Here is a 16,645-nt window from a genome sequence, read left to right as displayed (position 1 = left end):
GTCCTGACCACTTGGCAGCCTGGCGCAGTCGGTGGGGCCGCCGTCGGCGTGCGGGACGACGTGGTCGCGGTCGGTCCAGCCCACCCGCTGGCCGCAGTTGGGAAACCGGCAGGTGCGGTCGCGGGTGGTGACGAACGCGTCCTGGGCGGCGGTGGGCCTGTAGGCGTCGGTCGCCGGCGGGCAGCCAGCAAGGGGGCAGCCGCACTCGCGGTTGGGGTGGTCCCGGCAGCCGCGGCCCTATGCAGGGTCCCGCCGCGAGCCTGCGAGCGGTGGGGGGCAGGGGTCCTCTCTCAGGTCGGCGTGCGGGCCACGTAGACGGAGTCGAACGGGTCGTCGGGCACGTCGTGCACCGACACGTCGACGAACCCAGCCTCGTCGAGCATCTGCCGCGCCAGCTGCTCGCCCCACACGGTGCCGAGGCCCGCGCCGCCCTGGGCCAGGGACACGGTCATGCAGTGCAGCGTGCTGATGGCGTACAGCCACGGCGCCAGCGGGTTGCCGACATTGTCCTCGAGGGCGGACGCGGCCTTGATGTCCATCATCACGAACCACCCGCCGGGCTCCAGCGCCGCGCGCACCCGCGCCAGGACGCCGGCCGGGTCGGCCTGGTCGTGGATCGCGTCGAAGGCGAAGACCGCGGTGCACGGTGGCTCGCCCGGCAGTCGGGCGACGTCGAGCACCTCGAAGGAGACGTTGGTCAGGCCCCAGTCCGCGGCCTCCGCCCGGGCGAGGCCGATGGCGTCCTCGGCCAGGTCGTAGCCGGTGAACGACGACCGCGGGTACGCCCGGGCCATCAGGTTCAGCGCGTGCCCGGTGCCGCAGCCGACCTCGGCGACCCGCACGCCGTCGGCCAGCCGGGCGGGCAGCTCGCCGGTCAGCGGGAGGATGCCGTCGAGCAGCTGCCCGTCCATCAGCCCGCGGGACAGGCCGTCCATGACCTCGGTGAACCCGGGCCGGTACGCCTCGTAGGGCACCCCGCCGCCGGTGCGGAACGCGTCGGCGACGGCGGGCACGTGCACCCCCAGCAGGGCGATGAACCGGCTGATCGGGGCCATGTTCACCGACCCGGGACCGGTCAGCAGCACGGCGTGCTCGGCGGGGAGCGTGTACTGCCGGGTGGCCGGGTCGTACGCGACGACCCCGGCGGTGACCAGCGCGCCGAGGCACTCGCGGACGTAGCGCTCGGCCAGCCCGGCCCGCGCGGCCACCTCCGCGCTGGTGCCGGGGCCGCCGGCGAGGGCATCGAGCAGCCCGGTGCGCGAGGCCAGGTCGACCATCATCGTCACCATGCCGCCGACGTAGGCGCCGACCAGCTGCTCGCCGAAGGCGGCCACCCGGGTCTCGTCGAGGGACGTGGTCATCGTGCACCTCCGCAGTCGTCGGGGAGGGCCACGCTAGGAGCGGGCCGCAGGCAGCGGCCAGGGCCGGAGGCCCCGTCCTGCGCCCGCGCCGCACCCGGCGGACCATCGGGGGACGGCGGGCGCGCACCGGGCGCCGCCACCCCGACCCCCGCGGAGGCGCCCGTGACGGCCCGGCCCGACGTCGACCGGACCGCGCCGAGCCCCGCCGGCGGGCAGGAGGAGGAGTACGAGCCCGACCCGCGGCGCTGGCGGGCGCTGTCGGTCACCCTCGTCGCGGGCTTCATGAGCCTGCTCGACGTCAGCATCGTGTCGGTGGCGCTGCCGACCCTGCAGCGCGACCTCGGGGCGTCGGCGGCCGCCGTCCAGTGGGTGGTGTCGGGCTACGCGCTCACCTTCGCGCTCATGCTGGTCCCCGCCGGGCGGCTCGGCGACGCGCTGGGCCGGCGCCGCATGTTCCTGGTCGGCCTGGCCGGCTTCGTGCTGTTCAGCGCGGCGGCCGGGGCGGCGCCGTCCGTGGCGCTGCTCATCGCGGCCCGGCTGGCGCAGGGGCTGGCCGCCGGCGTGCTGGCCCCGCAGAACTCCGGCCTGATCCAGCAGCTGTTCCGCGGCGGCGAGCGCGGCCGGGCCTTCGGCATGTTCGGGGCCGTCGTCGGCGTCTCGACGGCGGTCGGCCCGGTCGTCGGCGGGCTGCTGCTGCAGGTGGCCGACTGGCGGTGGATCTTCTACGTCAACGTGCCGATCGGCGTGGTCGCGTTCGTGCTGGCCTGGCGGCTGCTGCCCCGGAGCGGGACCGGCGGGCGCGGGCACATCGACGTCGGCGGGGTGCTGCTGCTCGGTGCCGGTGCCCTGGCCCTGCTGCTCCCGCTGGTGCAGGCCGAGGCCGGCGGCCTGTCCCGGCTGTGGTGGCTGTTCCCGGTCGGCGCGCTGGTGCTGGCCGGGTTCCTCGCCTGGGAGCAGCGGGTCGTGCGGCGCGGCGGCGAGCCGGTGTTCGACCCGCGGCTGGTGACGCAGACCCGTGGCTACGGGCTCGGGGCGGCGCTGGGCACCGTCTACTTCGTCGGCTTCAGCGGCATCTGGCTGGTGTTCGCGCTGTTCTTCCAGACCGGCCTCGGGCTCAGCCCGCTGGCGTCGGGCCTGGCCGTGACGCCGTTCGCGCTGGGCTCCGCGGCGGCCGCCGTGGTGGCCGGGCGGCTGGTCGAGCGGTACGGCCGGCTGCTCACGGTGCTCGGCCTGGCCGGCGTGCTGACCGGGTTGGGCGCGACGGTCGCCCTCGTGCTGGTCGTGCCGGTGGACGCCGTCCCGTGGGCGGTGGCGCCCGCGCTGCTGCTCGGCGGTCTCGGGGGCGGGTTCGTCATCTCGCCGAACATCACGATGACCCTGCGCGACGTGCCGGTGCGGATGGCCGGGGCGGCCGGCGGCGGGCTGCAGACCGCGCAGCGCTTCGGGGCGGTCATCGGGACGGCGGCGCTGCCCGGCCTGTTCTACGTCGTCCTCGGCGCGACCGGGGAGGACTACCCGGTCGCGGCGGCCGCGGGGCTGGCCGTCGCCCTGGCCGGCATCGCCGCGGCCCTCGTGCTCGCCGTCGTCGACCTGCGCCGCACCCGGCGCGAGGACGAGGCGGAGCGGACCGGCGACCGGCCGGACCACGGCGCCGTGCACCACCACGGGCACGCCGCCCACCACTGACGACGAGGGGGTGCCCGGCCCGCGGACGGGCCGGACACCCCCAGGTGCCGGGTGCTGCGCGGGTCAGCGCACCGGGGCCGCCGCCAGCCTGCGCTGCTCCTCCTCGGAGACGGGCACGTTGTCGTCGCTGGAGCCGCCGCCGTGGCCGTCGTCGTCGAGCATGGTGGCCTCGTCGAACGGACGGTCACCGGCCAGGACGGCGTCGAGCTGCTCGCGGTCCAGCTCCCTGGTCCAGGTGGCGACCAGCACCGTGGCGATGGCGTTGCCGGCGAAGTTGGTCACCGCCCGCGCCTCGGACATGAACCGGTCGATGCCGACGATCAGCCCGACGCCGTCGAGCAGGTCGGGACGGTGGGCCGAGAGCCCGCCGGCCAGCGTGGCCAGCCCGGCGCCGGTCACACCGGCGGCACCCTTCGAAGCGATGATCATGAAGGCCAGCAGGCCGATCTGCTCACCGAGGGACAGCGGGTCGCCCAGCGCCTCGGCGATGAACAGCGAGGCCATCGTCAGGTAGATGGCGGTGCCGTCGAGGTTGAAGGAGTACCCGGTCGGGACGACGATGCCGGCGACCGGCTGGCTGACACCGGCGTGCTCCATCTTGGCGATGAGCCGCGGCAGCGCGGTCTCCGACGACGAGGTGGAGACGATCAGCAGGAACTCGCGGCCCAGGTACTTCAGCAGCTTGAACACGCTGATGCGCGCCACGAACCGCAGGATGGCCCCGAGGAACACCAGCACGAAGATCGCGCAGGTGGCGTAGAAGGCCAGCATGATCACCGCGAGGCTCCGCAGGGCGTCGATGCCGGTCTCGCCGACGACGGCGGCGATGGCCCCGAAGGCGCCGATCGGCGCGACCCACATGATCATCGACAGCACGCGGAAGACCAGCTTCTGCAGGTGGCCGACGCCGCGCAGCAGCGGCTCCCCGGCCCGGCCCATGGCCTGGATGGCGAAGCCGACCAGCAGCGCGACCAGCAGCGCCTGCAGCACCGAGCCGTCGGTGAGCGCGGACAGCAGGGTGGTGGGGATGAGCCCGAGCAGGAAGTCGACCGTCCCGCCGGACTCCTCGGCCGTGCCCGCCAGGGCCTCTCCCTCGCCGCGCAGCTCGTCGGACAGCTCCAGCCCGCCGCCGGGGTTGACGATGTTGCCCACGACCAGGCCGATGGCCAGGGCGATCGTGGACATCAGGATGAAGTAGCCCAGCGCGAGTCCGCCGATGCGACCGACCTTGGCCGCCTGCCGGATGGCGCCGATGCCCAGCACGATCGTGCAGAAGATGACCGGCGCGATGAGCATCTTGATGAGCCCGACGAACGCGGTGCCGAGCCACTTGAGCGAGACGGCGAACTCCGGGAAGGCGAAGCCCACCGCGATGCCGGCGAGCACGGCGACGATCACCGCGATGTAGAGCCAGTGGGTCCGGTCCCGCCGCTTGGCGGGCGGCGGCTGTTCGGCGACTGTGCCTGAGGCCATGACTGCTCCTGGGGATCCGGGGAGGGGGTGGGTGTCGTCCGCGGGGGCGGCGTACATCACGTTCCGGTCTGCGGTGACGGTGGTCACGCATTCGTTCATTGCGTGCACCGGTCCCGAGGCAGCCGTCGCGGCAGGCGGCACACTCGCGGGCGTGACGGTAGCCGCCCTGCTCGCGCACCGCCGCCGGGGGGACGCCAGCCTCGCCCGGCGGTTGCTGCTGCTCCAGGCGCTGGTCGTGGCCGTCGTCGTCCTGACGGCGACGGGAGTGGCCTACCTCGACGCCCGCCAGGCGGTCCGGGCCTCGGCCGAGGAGGAGACCACGGCCATCGTGGAGACCCTCGCCGACTCGCCGCTGGTCCTCGACGCGGTGACCGGGCCGGACCCGACCGCCGTCCTGCAGCCCTACGTGGAGGAGGTGCGCGCCGACACCGGGACGTCGTTCATCACCGTCCTGGCGCCCGACCGCACCCGCTTCACCCACCCCGACCCCGCGCAGATCGGCCGGCCCTACATCGGCACCGTGGCCCCGGCGCTGGCCGGCGACACCTTCACCGAGACCTACACCGGCACCCTGGGACCGTCGGTGCGGGCGACCGGCCCGGTGCTGGACGACGACGGGGACGTCGTCGCGCTGGTCTCCGCCGGCGTCACGGTCGAGGAGATCGGCGAGGACCTCGCCGCCGCCGTCCCCGGGATCGTCGGGACGGGCGCGGCGACGCTCGCCGTCGGCGCGCTGGGCAGCGCGGCGCTGTCCCGGCGGCTGCGGCGGCAGACCCACGGGCTGTCCCCGGCGCAGCTGGCGCGGATGGTCGACTACCACCACGCCGTGCTGCACGCCGTCCGCGAGGGGCTGCTGCTGGTGGACGACGAGCAGCGGGTGCAGCTGGTCAACGACGAGGCGCGACGGCTGCTCGGGCTGACCGACGACCCCACCGGCCGGCACGTCGGCGAGCTCGGCCTGCCGGCGGGGCTGGCCGCGGCGCTGGGGCAGCAGCGCACCGCCGTCGACGAGGTGCACGTGACCGGCACCCGCGTGCTGGTGGTCAACCAGGCGCCGCCGCGGGCCGGGGGCCGCTCGGCCGGCACCGTGGTGACGCTGCGGGACCACACCGAGCTGCAGGCGCTGACCGGCGAGCTGGACAGCATCCGGGCCTTCGCCGAGTCGCTGCGCGCGCAGGCGCACGAGGCGGCCAACCGGCTGCACACCACCGTCTCCCTGGTGGAGCTCGGGCGCACCCAGGAGGCGATCGACTTCGCCACCGCCCAGCTCGCCTCGGCCCAGCGGCTCACCGACCGGGTGGTCGACGCCGTCGGCGACCCGGTGCTGGCCGCGCTGCTGCTCGGCAAGGCGGCCACGGCGCACGAGCGCGGCGTGCTGCTGGAGGTCGACCCGGCCACCGCGGTGGGGGAGACCGGCATCCCGGGCGGGGACCTGGTGACGATCGTCGGGAACCTGCTGGACAACGCGATCGACGCCGCACTCGCCGGCGACCCGCCGCGGGAGGTGCAGTTCGCCGCGGAGGTCGACGGCGGGCGGCTGGAGATCCGGGTGGAGGACACCGGCCCGGGGGTGCGGGAGGAGGACCTGCCGCGGCTGTTCGAGCGCGGCTGGAGCACCAAGGACACGACCGGCGCGCCGTCGGGCCTGGGCCGGGGACTGGGGCTGGCACTCGTCCGCCAGGCCGTGACCCGGCACGGCGGCACGCTCACCGTCCGGCCCGGTCCCGGCGCGCTGTTCACCGTCACGCTGCCGGTCCGGGTGCCCGTGGGGTCGACCCCGTGATCCGGGTGCTGGTGGTCGAGGACGAGCCGGTCGCCGCCGAGGCGCACCGCGCCTACGTGGACCGGACGCCGGGCTTCACCACCGCGGCGGTCGCCGGCACCGGCGCCGCGGCCCTCGACGCGCTGTCGCGGCAGCCGGTGGACCTGGTGCTGCTGGACATGAACCTGCCCGACGCCCACGGCATCGACCTGTGCAGGCGCATCCGCGGGGCCGGGGCGCAGGTCGACGTCCTCGCCGTCACCTCGGCGCGCGAGCTGGCCACGGTGCGCGCCGCGGCCGCGCACGGCGTCGTCGGCTACCTGCTCAAGCCGTTCACCTACCCGGCGCTGCGCGACCGGCTGGCCGCCTACGCCGAGTACCGCGAGCGGCTGCACGGCGGCGGGGACGCCGCCGGCCAGGACGACGTCGACCGCGTGCTCGGCGGCGTGCGCCCGAGCCGGCCGGCGCCGCTGCCCAAGGGGATGGGCCGGGAGACCCTGGACGCCGTGGTCGCCGCCGTCCGCGCCTCGGCAGAGGGGCTGTCGGCCGCCGAGACCGCCGAGCTGATCGGCGCCTCGCGGATCACCGCCCGCCGCTACCTCGAGTACCTCGCCGACGCCGGCCTGGTCGACCGGGCGCCCCGCTACGGCGGCGCCGGCCGGCCGGAGCTGGAGTACCGCTGGCGCTGAGCGGACCGGAACACCGGCGAACCGGAACAAGCCGTCCGCGAGTCCGGGGTTTCCGGCCACCGCACCGGGCTAGAGGACGTCCGGGTCCGAGGGGCCCTGGCTCGAACAGCGTGGCCGGAACCCCTCCCGTCCCCGCCAGCACACCGGGACCGGGAGGCGACACCGTGGAACCGAGTGAGCGGTTGACCTGGGAGGACTGCCCGAACTGCCGCCGGGTGGCCGCCGTCGGCTGGGTGGACGGGCGGCCGGTGGAGGTCGACTGCCCGGGCGGGTGCTGCCTGGACGCGGCGCAGGTCGAGGTCTTCGCCGTCAGGCGCGGGCGGCCGGCGGTCGACTGGTCGACGCGCACCTGGGGCTGAACGGGGCCGGGCACCTCGTCCGCCGTGCTCACCCTCCGCCGACGCCGGCCAGTCCCCGCGGGCCCGGCCGGGCGGCGGTCAGGACCACCAACCCGGCCGCGACCGCGCCGGTCGCGTTGAGCGCCGCGTCGACCGGTGAGACCACCCGGCCCAGCGGCAGCGCCCACTGCAGCAGCTCGATCCCGGTGCCGGCGCCGACCGCGAGCGCGGCCAGCCGCGGCGGGGTGCCCAGCCGGGGGAAGCGCAGCACGGCGAGGACGGCGAGCGGCGCCAGCAGCAGCAGGTTGCCCACCAGCTGCAGCACGGTGGTCTCTGAGTCCAGCCCGGTCGCGTACCAGCGCAGCTCGGTGAGCGGGGCGCCCCACTCCCAGCCGTCGCCCCCGGCCGGGGTGAGGGTCAGCCACGCGACCGCCAGGGCGGCGAGCACGAGGGCGGCGTCCAGTCCGGTGCGGCGGTCGACGTCCATGCGTCCACCGTCCCCGCTGCGCCCGGGACGGTCCTGCGAGCCGCCTGGACGCCGGCTGGGAGCGTCGCGGCAGACGCGGCCGGCGTGCGGTGGACGCCGGATCGCCTGGGCCGGTGGACGGGAGGCGCCTGCCCACCGGCCCAGGAGAGGTGATCAGCCGGACTTCGCTGCCTTCACGTCCTGCAGCGCCTCGAGTCCCTGGAGGAGGTAGCGGCGGAAGGTGGCGTGGTTCTCGCTCATGGGGAAGTGCCCGATCTCGGGCATGGCGATGAACGCGCCGTTCCTGATCTCGCCCGCGGTGCGGGCGCTGTCCTCGGGCGTCGTGAGGTAGTCGTACTCGCCGGTGAGCATGACCACGGGGCACCGGTCGCCGTCGATCTCGCCGAGCCGGCCCCGCAGGTCGTGGTCTACCGAGTAGAAGTGCAGGTCGCCCTTGAACGCCTCGGACCCCTGTGAGTAGTAGAACCAGGTCTTCCAGCGGTCGGCCTCGGGGGACTGCGGCGCCATCAGGTCCCAGACCCCGCTCGCGCACACCTGTGCGGCGTTGGCGTGGGGGTGCTGCCACCAGTCGAGGTAGAAGCCCGGGGAGTAGTCGGCCCCCTCGACCGAGAGAACGCCGGCGAACCGGTCCGGGTGGCGGAGAGCCAGCTGCAGCGCGACGTTCCCGCCGAACGAGGAGCCCATGAAGATCGGGTCCTCGAGTTCCAGCGCGTCGCAGAGGGCGACGATGAAGTTGACGTAGTGGTCGGCAGTGAGCTTGTACTCGTCCTTCCACCACTCGGCGTTCTCCGGCGGGTCCGACTTACCGTGGCGGGGCAGGTCGTAGGCGATGACGCGGTAGTCCGCCGTGATCTCGTCGTCCTCCAGCAGGCCGCGCCACTGGTGGTTGTGGCAGCCCGCGGTGTGCTGGCAGACCAGCGGCTGGCCGGTGCCGTTCTCAAGGTAGAAGACCTTGTACTCTAGGCCGTCGACCTCGAGCGTCACGTAGTGGCCGGTGACGGGGGAGATCCTGCTCATGGCTGTGTTCCTCCTCAGACGGGGGCGCCGACGACGCGCAGCAGCTCGATCTGGCGGGTGATGCACCGCAGGTTCTGCATGAGGACGAGCACCTTGCCCTCCAGGCGCATGTCCCGCTGGAACGTGGCCGCCCAGATCCCGTGGTACATGGGGGCCGGCACGGGCTCGCCGAACCCGCGCCACGTCTCCGCGCTCGCCCGGATGGCGAAGTCGTAGGCCACGTCGAGCGGACCGGGGTCCACCGCGACGTTCACGACCCGGCCGGACTGCACCTCCACCACGTACCTGCGCTCGGTGGCGTCGAGCAGGTACGAACACGTGAAGTACTTGCCGTGGGCCTGGATCTCCGGGTCGGTGTTGCTGGCCTCGGCGAACGCGTCGGCCCACGCCTGGGCGGACGGCGCGCGGGTCGCAGCGGTCATCGGCGTGCTCCTCTCTGAGCAGGTCGGACATCGTGGCCGCGGAGTCGTGCCGGCGGCTGGCGCCATCAGATCCGTGTGATCCAGCTCACGTCCAATACCTGTCGGCCACCGATCGATAGGCCAGAGGCATTGGTCGAACGGCTGCCACCGCTCCTAGGGTGGGTCCGTGACGGACGCTCCTGAACTCCGCGTCCTCCGCTACTTCGTCGCCGTCGCCGAGGAGCTCCACTTCGGCCGGGCCGCGGCGCGACTGCACATCAGCCAACCCTCGCTCAGCGTGCAGATCCGCAAGCTCGAGCACACCCTCGGGGCGCAGCTGCTGGAACGGACGAGCCGGCGCGTGGAGTTGACCCCGGCCGGCGTGGTGCTGCTCGAGGAGGCGCACCGCCTGCTGGTCGGCGTCGAGCGCCTGACCGCCGCCACCCGCAGGGCGGCGGCCAACGGCGGCGGGGGGACCCTGGTCGTCGGCTTCCAGGCCAACGCCGCGGCGGAGCTCACCCCCAGGATCCTCGCGGCGTTCCAGGCCCGCTGTCCCCGCGTGCAGCTGGAAATGCGCTCGCACGACTTCGCCGACCCCTACGTCGGTCTCTCCACCGGCAGCGTCGACGTGGCGTTCGTCCGCCCGCCGGTTCTGGTGCAGGGCTGGCTGTCGATGGAGACCCTGTTCGTCGAGCCGCGGGTGCTGGTGACCTCGAGCGAGTCGCCGCTGGCCACGCGCGACCGCGTCACCGTGGAGGACGTCGTCGACCAGCCCTTCGTCGGCCGGCGGGCACCGGAGTACTGGCGGGACTTCTGGCTCGCCGTCGACAGCCGGGGTCCGCACACCGTCCGGCTCGGAGCCGAGGTCGTCAGCGTGGACGAGTGCTTCGAGGCGATCCTGTCCCGGCGGGGTGTCGCCTTCACCCAGGCCTCCACGCAGCGCTACTACGACCGCCCCGGGCTGGCGTTCGTCCCGGTGGAGGGGCTGCCGCCGTCCCCGGTCGCGATCGCCTGGCGCAACGACATGGAGGCCCAGCCGGTCCGGGACTTCGTCGACACCGCTCGGGTGCTCGCCTCGCTCGACCTCGTCCCGTCGGCCACCCCGGCAGTCGGTACGCCGTTGACCGCCACCATCGCCGCCGTCGCTCGCTGACGCCGCGCTGCCAGCACCTCGGGCCCGGCCGAGGGAGCAGTCGGTGGTGCCCGCCGCGGCGTGTCCGTGCGTGTCAGCGACCGCCACTGCCCACTCGGCGGGCCGGTCCCGGCCGGCTGCGGTCTCCCATGGGGCGCAGGCCGGCGGGCCGGGGTGGCCTCGCGCGCGTCGTCGTCCCTGCGGTCGACGTCGTTCCCCACGGCGGTGCGGGCCGTCGCTGACCCTCAGCGCAACTCGCCGGAGCCGTAGTCGCCGAACGGCTCGGTGGCGACGGCGCTGATCGGCACCTCGGCGAGCGCCGCGCCGGCCGCGTCCAGGGTGCGCACGTCGCGCGCCCCGCGCGGGAGCAGCGCGGCGCCGCCGCCGTCGGGCAGCGGGACGGTGGCGACCACGCCTCCGCGCTCGTCGAGGACCGCGGCGGCCGTGGCCGGGGCGGGCGCGGTGACCACGAGCCAGCGGCCCTGGTCCGACGGCTCGGTCTCGGGGGAGGACAGGTCGCAGACCCGCGCGACGACCAGGCCGGCCGGGTCGGACGTCCCCGGTGGGGTGGAGACGCCGCACCCGACGGTGCGCCCGGCGCCGCCGGGGCCCAGCTGCCCCGCGCGGGTGGTGACGACCAGCCCGCCGCCGGGGCTGCGGCCCACCAGGACGGCGACGCTGCCGGGCACCTCGGGGATCGGCAGGGCGCCGGACCAGAGCAGCTGCGGCTCCAGGACCGCCGGCTCCACGCCGAGCGGGACGGCGATCCGGGTGAGTGCCTCGCCGACGAGCCGCTCGGCGGGCCGGGTGGCCGCGGGGCGCACCGGGTCCAGCGGCGGGACCTCGGTGGGGCCGGCCGGGAGCGCGGGCGCCGGGACGCCGGCGCGGTGGACCGGCTGGCCGTCGCGCAGCACGCGGACGCTGGTGCCCGCACCGGCCGCGGTCGTCGTCACCGTGGTGACCGCGAGGCCGTCCCGGGTCTCGACCGGCTCGTAGCTGCGGCCGACCGTGCCACGCGGGCCGACCTGCAGCCGCGGGGACACCTCGACCTCGTCGCCCGGGGCGGTGACGACGACGAGGGTCGCCGGGCCGGGGCCGCCGACCAGCAGCGACGCGGGCCGGTACGGGCCGAGGTCCTGCGGCACGTGCAGGGTGAGGTCCCCGGGTGCGGCCCCGGCCGGGCCGGTGAGCCAGACGCCGCGGACGTCCTCGTCGACGGTGCCGGCCAGCAGGACGACCCGGCCGTCGGGGGTGTCGGTGGCGAGGACGACGCGGCGGTCCTCGACCGGCGGCGGGGTCAGCGGGCCCCAGTCGACCCGCCGGGCGGCCTCGACGAAGGCGGCGTCGGCGGCGAGCGAGCCGCGGGTGGGCTCGGTGAGGACGGCGACCTCGGCGGCCTGCTCCCGCCCGGTTCGGCCCGGCGCGTCCTGCGCGGCCCGCGGCGCCGGGTCCTGCAGGGCCTGCGGGACGACGAGCACGCCGGCGGCCACGGCCGCGGCCGCCGCGACGGCGAGCCCCGCCCGCCGCCTGCGCCGGAGCCGGGAGGCCCGGGCGAGGGCGTCGGTGGTCGCGGCGTCGGTGTCCAGCCGCCGGCGCCCGGGTGGGGGAGGTACCGGGTACGGGCGGTCGTCGAGCGACTCGACGACCTGCTCGCCGCTGCTCCCGCGGGCCGCCCGGTGCAGCGCGTCCCCCGCGGTGGTGGCCGGATTGCCGCCGCGCCGTCCCCAGTGCAGCCGCGTGCGGGCGAGCGCCCGCTGGACGGCGTCCTCGGCCCGGTCGGGGTCGCCGGTCAGCCGCAGGGCCTCGGCGAGCAGGGCGTCGCGCTCCGTGGCGACGAAGCGGCGGAAGGCCGCGTCGGCGCCCTCGGTCATGCCCGCCAGTGTGCGCCGTCCCGGAGCGGCCGGTGCCGATCCGGTACCGGGGGCCCGTCGTGCCGGTCGCTCACGGCGTGCGACGGCGCGCGTCCGGCGTCCCGGGGACGGGACGGGCACGGGCCCGCGCGGGGCGCGACCTCCCTAGCGTGCTGCGGTCGTCGCCTGGAAGTCACCTGTGAGGGGGTTCCCATGAGGATGGTCCGGAGAGCCGCGATCGGTGCGGCCGCGTTCGCCCTGGTGACCGGTCCGGTTCCCGCCGCCTCCGCGGGAGGAGGGGACGACGACGGGGAGGACACCGTTCCCGTCGTGGCCGGCGGCCTGGACGGGCCCCGGCAGATCAGCGGGCTGGACGACGACCTCCTGGTGGTCGCCGAGTCCGACAGCGGGGAGGTCTCCTCGGTCGACGTGGACAGCGGTGAGGTGCAGACGCTGGTCAGCGGGCTGGTGAACCCGCAGGGCGTCGACGCCCGGCGCGACCGGCTGTACATCGCGGTGGGCGAGTCCGGCCCGCCGGAGGAGGGGGCGCCGGCGCCCGCGGAGCCGCCGGCGGTCGGGCAGGGCGGGCCGGGCCTGCTGGTCACCGACCTCGAGGGCGAGGTGCTGCACGTCGTGGACACCCTGGAGCACGAGCTGGCGGAGAACCCCGACGGCCAGGTGCAGTTCGTCGACGGTGCGCCGGTGGACGCGCTGTCCAACCCGTTCGCGGTGCTCGTGCTGCGCCACCGGGTGCTGGTGGCCGACGCCGGGGCCAACGCCGTCCTCTCCGTGGACCGCCGCAGCGGCGAGGTCAGCACCTTCTTCGTGCCGCCGGTGATCGGCCCCGACGAGGTCCCGGCCTGCGCCGACGCGCCGAACGACCCCGACACCGTGGGCTGCGACCCGGTGCCGACCGGGCTGGCGCGCGGACCGCACGGGCACGTCTACGTGAGCACGCTCGGCGCGGAGGTGCCGGGTGCGGCGCGGGTGTACGAGCTGGACGCCCACGGCGAGGAGGTCGGCGTCATCGAGGACCTGACCAGCGCCACCGGTGTCGCGGTCGACCGACGCGGCACCGTCTATGTCTCCGACCTGTTCGCGGGGGCGCCGGAGGAGGAGCCCGGTCCGGACTTCGACCCGACGCCGGTCGGCGAGGTCGTGCGGATCGAGCCCGACGGCGAGCGCAGCACCGCGCAGGTGACCCTGCCGACCGGGCTGCTGGTCGAGGACGGCGACCTGTACGCGTCGGCCTGGAGCATCGCCGGCTTCCTGGGCCGGGCGGGACGGGGCGAGGTCGTCCGCATCGGGGAGGACGCCTTCACGGAGTGAGCCCTCACCGTGGGGCGCCGGCCCCGGCCGGCGCCCCACGGCCGTCCCGGCGGGGAGCGCTGCGCGCCCTCGCTACCCTCGGGAGCGTGCCGGGCAAGCCGCTGCGCGACGTCGTCGCCCCGGGCCTGGACGTCCTGTTCTGCGGCATCAACCCGTCGCTGACGTCCGCCGAGCGCGGGCACCACTTCGCCCGCCCGGGCAACCGGTTCTGGCCGGCGCTGCACCGGGCGGGACTCACGCCGCGGCAGCTCGCGCCCGAGGAGGATGCCGAGCTGCTGCGCTACGGCCTCGGCGTCACCAACGTGGTCGACCGGCCCACCCGGACCGCGGCCGAGCTGTCCACCCAGGAGCTGCGCGCCGGCGCCGCGGCGCTGGCCGGGCTGGTGGCGCGCTACCGGCCGCGGGTGCTCGCCGTCCTGGGCATCACGGCCTGGCGGGTGGGCTTCGACCGGCCGCGGGCGGTGACCGGCCTGCAGCCGGAACGGGTCGGGGGAGCGGCGACCTGGGTGGTGCCCAACCCCAGCGGCCTGAACGCCCACCACCAGCTGCCCGACCTCGCGCGCATCTACGGGCAGCTGCGGCCACCGGCCGGCTGACCCCGTCAGCGGCGGGTGGAGAGGGCCCGCAGCTCGTGGGCGGACTCGACGGTCGGGGCGCCGGCGAGCACCTGCTCGAAGGCGCGGTCCGCGCGCAGGCGGGCACGGACCCGGCGGCGCTCGGCGATGGCGGTGCGCAGGCGGGACATGGCGGTTCCTCTCGGGTCAGGCGGCGGCGGGCGCCGGCGCGCCGGTCAGGGGGCTCTGCACGGCGTAGACGCCGTGGGCGGGGGTGAGGAGGGCGCCCGGGAGCAGCCGCCGGACCAGACCGACCATGCGGTCGTTGCCGGTCTGGACGTCGGCGGTGAGGGTCCGGACGCCGCGGCGGGCAGCCAGTCCGGTCAGCTCGGCGAGCAGCTGGCGGCCGATCCCGACCCCCTGCCAGGCGTCCTCGACGACCACGGCGACGTCGGCCGTGCCGGGGTCGGCGGGGGAGCGGTCGTAGCGGGCGACCCCCACCACCTCTCCGCCGACGACGGCCACCAGTGCCTCGCGCAGGTCGTGGTCGACCTCGACGAGCCGGTGGGCACCGACCGGCGGTGAGTGCAGGGGCGCGTGGAAGCGCCGGTAGACCGTCTCGGGGGAGAGCCGGTCCCACAGCCGGCAGAACAGCGGGCCGTCGTCCGGCCGCACGGGCCTGGTGTCCACGGGGATGTCCATCCCGACCTCCTGGGTTCGTGAGATGAACTGTGCCCCTGTCGAGGGTGGTTCGTCAAGCGAACTCAGCCCGCTATGCTGGAGTCGTGAGCGAAGCCCAGTGGGACCGGTCGCGGTGCTCGGTCGCGGGCGCGCTGGCCGTGGTCGGCGAGAAGTGGAGCCTCTTGGTGCTGCGCGAGGCGTTCCTCGGCGTGCGCCGGTTCGCCGACTTCCAGCGGGTGCTCGGCGCGCCCCGGGCGGTGCTCACGGACCGGCTGAACACGCTGGTGGAGGAGGGCATCCTGCGGCGGGTCCCGTACCAGGCGCAGGGGGAGCGGCAGCGGCACGAGTACCGGCTGACGCAGAAGGGCATCGACCTGCACCCGGCGCTGGTCGCCCTGATGGCGTGGGGCGACAGGTACCTGGCCGAGGACGGCGAGGTCCCCCTCGAGCTGCGGCACCGCGACTGCGGCGAGCCGGTGCACCTGGCCCTGGTCTGCGAGGCCGGCCACGAGCTCTCCGGAGCCCGCGACGTCCGGCCGGTGCCGCGCATCCCCACCGGCTGAGCCGGGGCGTGGGCTCAGTCCACGCCCAGCGCGCGCAGGCCCCCGGTGACCACCGCTGCAGCCAGGACGGCGACGAGCACGTGCGCCCGCCGCCACAGCAGCACCCCGGCGGTCGCCACGCCCGCGGTGTCGGCCCCGATGCGCAGCTCGGTCCCGTCGGCCAGCGCGGAGGTGACGACGAGGGCGGCCAGCAGCGCCGAGGAGAGCAGGACGACGACCCGGACCGCGGGCGCCGGGAGCTCCCGCGCCCCGGTCGCGGCCGGCCCCACCCCGCGGGTGAGCGCCGTCGTCGCCACGCACAGGCCGATGAGCAGCCACCAGGTCGCCGGGCTCACCGGGGGGTCCGCAGACCGACGAGTGCCGCGGCGCTCGCGGCCAGGACCGGCAGGCCCGGTGGGGCGACCGGCACGAGGGCGAGCGCGGTGCCCGCGCCGGCCAGGGCGACGCCCAGCCGCAGCCGGTCGCGGACCTCCTCGGACAGGATCGCGAGGAAGAACGCGGGGAAGACGGCGTCCAGGCCGAGGGCGCGGGTGTCCAGTGCCGGCACGAAGACCCCGACGACCGTGCCCAGCACCCACGGGACGTACTGCACCGCGGAGTGGCCGAACAGGTACTCGCGGTCGAACCGGCCGTCCCCGCGGGCGGCCATCGCCCAGGACGCGTCCACGGTCGCCTGGCCCTCCAGCGCGCGGCGCAGCCGGCTGCCGCGCAGCGACGGCCCGAGCGCGAAGCCCATCGGCAGGAACCGGGAGCTGACCAGGGACGCGGCTCCCACGGCCGCTCCGACGCCCCCGCCGGAGCCGACGATGCCGAGTGCGGCGAACTGGCCCGAGCCGGAGTACACCAGCGCCGACATCACGATCGCCGCGACCGCCGGCATGCCGGCGTCGGTGGCCACCACTCCGAAGGACACCGCCAGCACGAACGCGGCGGCGCCGTAGGGCGAGCCCTCGCGCACCCCGTCCCGCCAGGTCCTGCCGTGCCCTGCGGAGCCGTCCACGCCGCCGTCCTCCCCGTCCGTGTCCGCCGGGCCTCGTGGGGCCACGGCGCGGCCACCCTCTCAGGGGCCCTCCGCCTGAGCACGCGAGGCGTGGGGGGAAGGGTGGTCCCTCGTCAGACCGGCTGCGGTCCGGACGGTGGCGGAGCGGACGGGTCGGTGGGCCCGGGCACGGGGAAGGGGGCCGGCTCGGGCGGCGGCACGGGGTCCACGGGCGAGGGTGTGGGCGACGGTGGCTGCGGGCCGGGAGGAGGAGGCACGGTCATGGACCGACGCTAGACCCGGGGGGCGGCTGCGGCAGCGGTCCTGCGGCGGCCTCCGGAAC

18 protein-coding genes are annotated in these 16,645 nt (G+C 75.9%); 8 read left to right on the top strand and 10 right to left on the bottom strand.

Going from position 1 to position 16,645, the window contains the following annotated elements; all coding sequences use genetic code 11:
- Nucleotides 1-290: 290 nt before the first annotated feature.
- On the bottom strand, nt 291-1,361 hold the full coding sequence (locus tag BLR12_RS07225) for a methyltransferase domain-containing protein (RefSeq protein ID WP_091375526.1): 1,071 nt from the start codon (nt 1,359-1,361) through the stop codon (nt 291-293).
- A 162-nt stretch (nt 1,362-1,523) separates the two neighbouring features.
- Here BLR12_RS07225 and BLR12_RS07220 point away from each other — a divergent pair, with 162 nt between their 5' ends.
- Nucleotides 1,524-3,047 (top strand): MFS transporter, encoded by a 1,524-nt coding sequence (locus BLR12_RS07220; RefSeq protein ID WP_255363350.1) that lies wholly within the window; start codon nt 1,524-1,526, stop codon nt 3,045-3,047.
- A gap of 63 nt (nt 3,048-3,110) precedes the next feature.
- On the opposite strand, the gene BLR12_RS07215 is transcribed toward BLR12_RS07220, so the two are convergent.
- Nucleotides 3,111-4,520, bottom strand: coding sequence for a cation:dicarboxylate symporter family transporter (locus tag BLR12_RS07215; protein ID WP_091375524.1), 1,410 nt, complete (start codon nt 4,518-4,520; stop codon nt 3,111-3,113).
- A gap of 151 nt (nt 4,521-4,671) precedes the next feature.
- On the opposite strand from BLR12_RS07215, the gene BLR12_RS07210 reads away from it, so the two are divergent.
- The 3 genes from BLR12_RS07210 (at nt 4,672) to BLR12_RS23960 (ending at nt 7,330) form a co-directional block, all read left to right on the top strand.
- Complete coding sequence (locus tag BLR12_RS07210) at nt 4,672-6,303, top strand: sensor histidine kinase (RefSeq protein WP_091375522.1); 1,632 nt, start codon at nt 4,672-4,674, stop codon at nt 6,301-6,303.
- Nucleotides 6,300-6,971, top strand: coding sequence for a response regulator (locus tag BLR12_RS07205; RefSeq protein ID WP_091375519.1), 672 nt, complete (start codon nt 6,300-6,302; stop codon nt 6,969-6,971). The genes BLR12_RS07210 and BLR12_RS07205 overlap by 4 nt, the downstream gene beginning before the upstream one ends.
- A gap of 164 nt (nt 6,972-7,135) precedes the next feature.
- Nucleotides 7,136-7,330, top strand: a complete 195-nt coding sequence (locus tag BLR12_RS23960; protein ID WP_143018723.1) for a hypothetical protein — start codon at nt 7,136-7,138, stop codon at nt 7,328-7,330.
- A gap of 28 nt (nt 7,331-7,358) precedes the next feature.
- Here BLR12_RS23960 and BLR12_RS07200 read toward each other — a convergent pair whose 3' ends face one another.
- The 3 genes from BLR12_RS07200 to BLR12_RS07190 all read right to left on the bottom strand — a co-directional run bounded on the left by BLR12_RS07200 (nt 7,359) and on the right by BLR12_RS07190 (nt 9,235).
- Nucleotides 7,359-7,796, bottom strand: coding sequence for a VanZ family protein (locus BLR12_RS07200; RefSeq protein WP_091375516.1), 438 nt, complete (start codon nt 7,794-7,796; stop codon nt 7,359-7,361).
- Nucleotides 7,797-7,949: 153 nt separating this feature from the next.
- On the bottom strand, nt 7,950-8,813 hold the full coding sequence (locus tag BLR12_RS07195) for an alpha/beta fold hydrolase (protein ID WP_091375513.1): 864 nt from the start codon (nt 8,811-8,813) through the stop codon (nt 7,950-7,952).
- A gap of 14 nt (nt 8,814-8,827) precedes the next feature.
- Nucleotides 8,828-9,235 carry a hypothetical protein gene (locus BLR12_RS07190; protein ID WP_091375510.1) on the bottom strand — a complete coding sequence of 136 codons (408 nt, stop codon included), beginning with the start codon at nt 9,233-9,235 and terminating at the stop codon, nt 8,828-8,830.
- Nucleotides 9,236-9,401: 166 nt separating this feature from the next.
- Here BLR12_RS07190 and BLR12_RS07185 point away from each other — a divergent pair, with 166 nt between their 5' ends.
- Nucleotides 9,402-10,367: a LysR family transcriptional regulator gene (locus BLR12_RS07185; RefSeq protein ID WP_091375507.1), complete on the top strand. Its 966-nt coding sequence runs from the start codon at nt 9,402-9,404 to the stop codon at nt 10,365-10,367.
- A 224-nt stretch (nt 10,368-10,591) separates the two neighbouring features.
- Here BLR12_RS07185 and BLR12_RS07180 read toward each other — a convergent pair whose 3' ends face one another.
- On the bottom strand, nt 10,592-12,217 hold the full coding sequence (locus BLR12_RS07180; RefSeq protein WP_091375504.1) for a SigE family RNA polymerase sigma factor: 1,626 nt from the start codon (nt 12,215-12,217) through the stop codon (nt 10,592-10,594).
- A gap of 198 nt (nt 12,218-12,415) precedes the next feature.
- On the opposite strand from BLR12_RS07180, the gene BLR12_RS07175 reads away from it, so the two are divergent.
- Nucleotides 12,416-13,525 carry a ScyD/ScyE family protein gene (locus BLR12_RS07175; protein WP_091375502.1) on the top strand — a complete coding sequence of 370 codons (1,110 nt, stop codon included), beginning with the start codon at nt 12,416-12,418 and terminating at the stop codon, nt 13,523-13,525.
- Between the two features lie 86 nt (nt 13,526-13,611).
- On the top strand, nt 13,612-14,121 hold the full coding sequence (mug, locus tag BLR12_RS07170) for a G/U mismatch-specific DNA glycosylase (protein ID WP_176832396.1): 510 nt from the start codon (nt 13,612-13,614) through the stop codon (nt 14,119-14,121).
- A gap of 5 nt (nt 14,122-14,126) precedes the next feature.
- On the opposite strand, the gene BLR12_RS24380 is transcribed toward mug, so the two are convergent.
- Both BLR12_RS24380 and BLR12_RS07165 read right to left on the bottom strand, forming a co-directional pair.
- On the bottom strand, nt 14,127-14,270 hold the full coding sequence (locus BLR12_RS24380) for a hypothetical protein (protein WP_176832395.1): 144 nt from the start codon (nt 14,268-14,270) through the stop codon (nt 14,127-14,129).
- A 16-nt stretch (nt 14,271-14,286) separates the two neighbouring features.
- On the bottom strand, nt 14,287-14,781 hold the full coding sequence (locus BLR12_RS07165; RefSeq protein WP_091375499.1) for a GNAT family N-acetyltransferase: 495 nt from the start codon (nt 14,779-14,781) through the stop codon (nt 14,287-14,289).
- 83 nt (nt 14,782-14,864) lie between these two features.
- Between BLR12_RS07165 and BLR12_RS07160 the strand changes: the two genes are divergently transcribed.
- Nucleotides 14,865-15,323 carry a winged helix-turn-helix transcriptional regulator gene (locus tag BLR12_RS07160; RefSeq protein ID WP_091375496.1) on the top strand — a complete coding sequence of 153 codons (459 nt, stop codon included), beginning with the start codon at nt 14,865-14,867 and terminating at the stop codon, nt 15,321-15,323.
- Between the two features lie 14 nt (nt 15,324-15,337).
- On the opposite strand, the gene BLR12_RS07155 is transcribed toward BLR12_RS07160, so the two are convergent.
- Together BLR12_RS07155 and BLR12_RS07150 are read right to left on the bottom strand one after the other, a co-directional pair.
- A complete protein-coding gene (locus BLR12_RS07155) occupies nt 15,338-15,658 on the bottom strand; it encodes an AzlD domain-containing protein (RefSeq protein WP_091375492.1) in 321 nt (106 codons plus the stop codon).
- On the bottom strand, nt 15,655-16,323 hold the full coding sequence (locus tag BLR12_RS07150) for an AzlC family ABC transporter permease (protein WP_255363349.1): 669 nt from the start codon (nt 16,321-16,323) through the stop codon (nt 15,655-15,657). The genes BLR12_RS07155 and BLR12_RS07150 overlap by 4 nt, the downstream gene beginning before the upstream one ends.
- Nucleotides 16,324-16,645: the final 322 nt, after the last annotated feature.

It is taken from the genome of Geodermatophilus sp. DSM 45219 (assembly GCF_900104025.1).
In the GTDB taxonomy this organism is placed as follows: Bacteria; Actinomycetota; Actinomycetes; order Mycobacteriales; family Geodermatophilaceae; genus Geodermatophilus.
The sequence above is the reverse complement of the archived record's forward strand: the minus strand, read 5'-3'. Positions and strand labels throughout refer to the sequence as shown.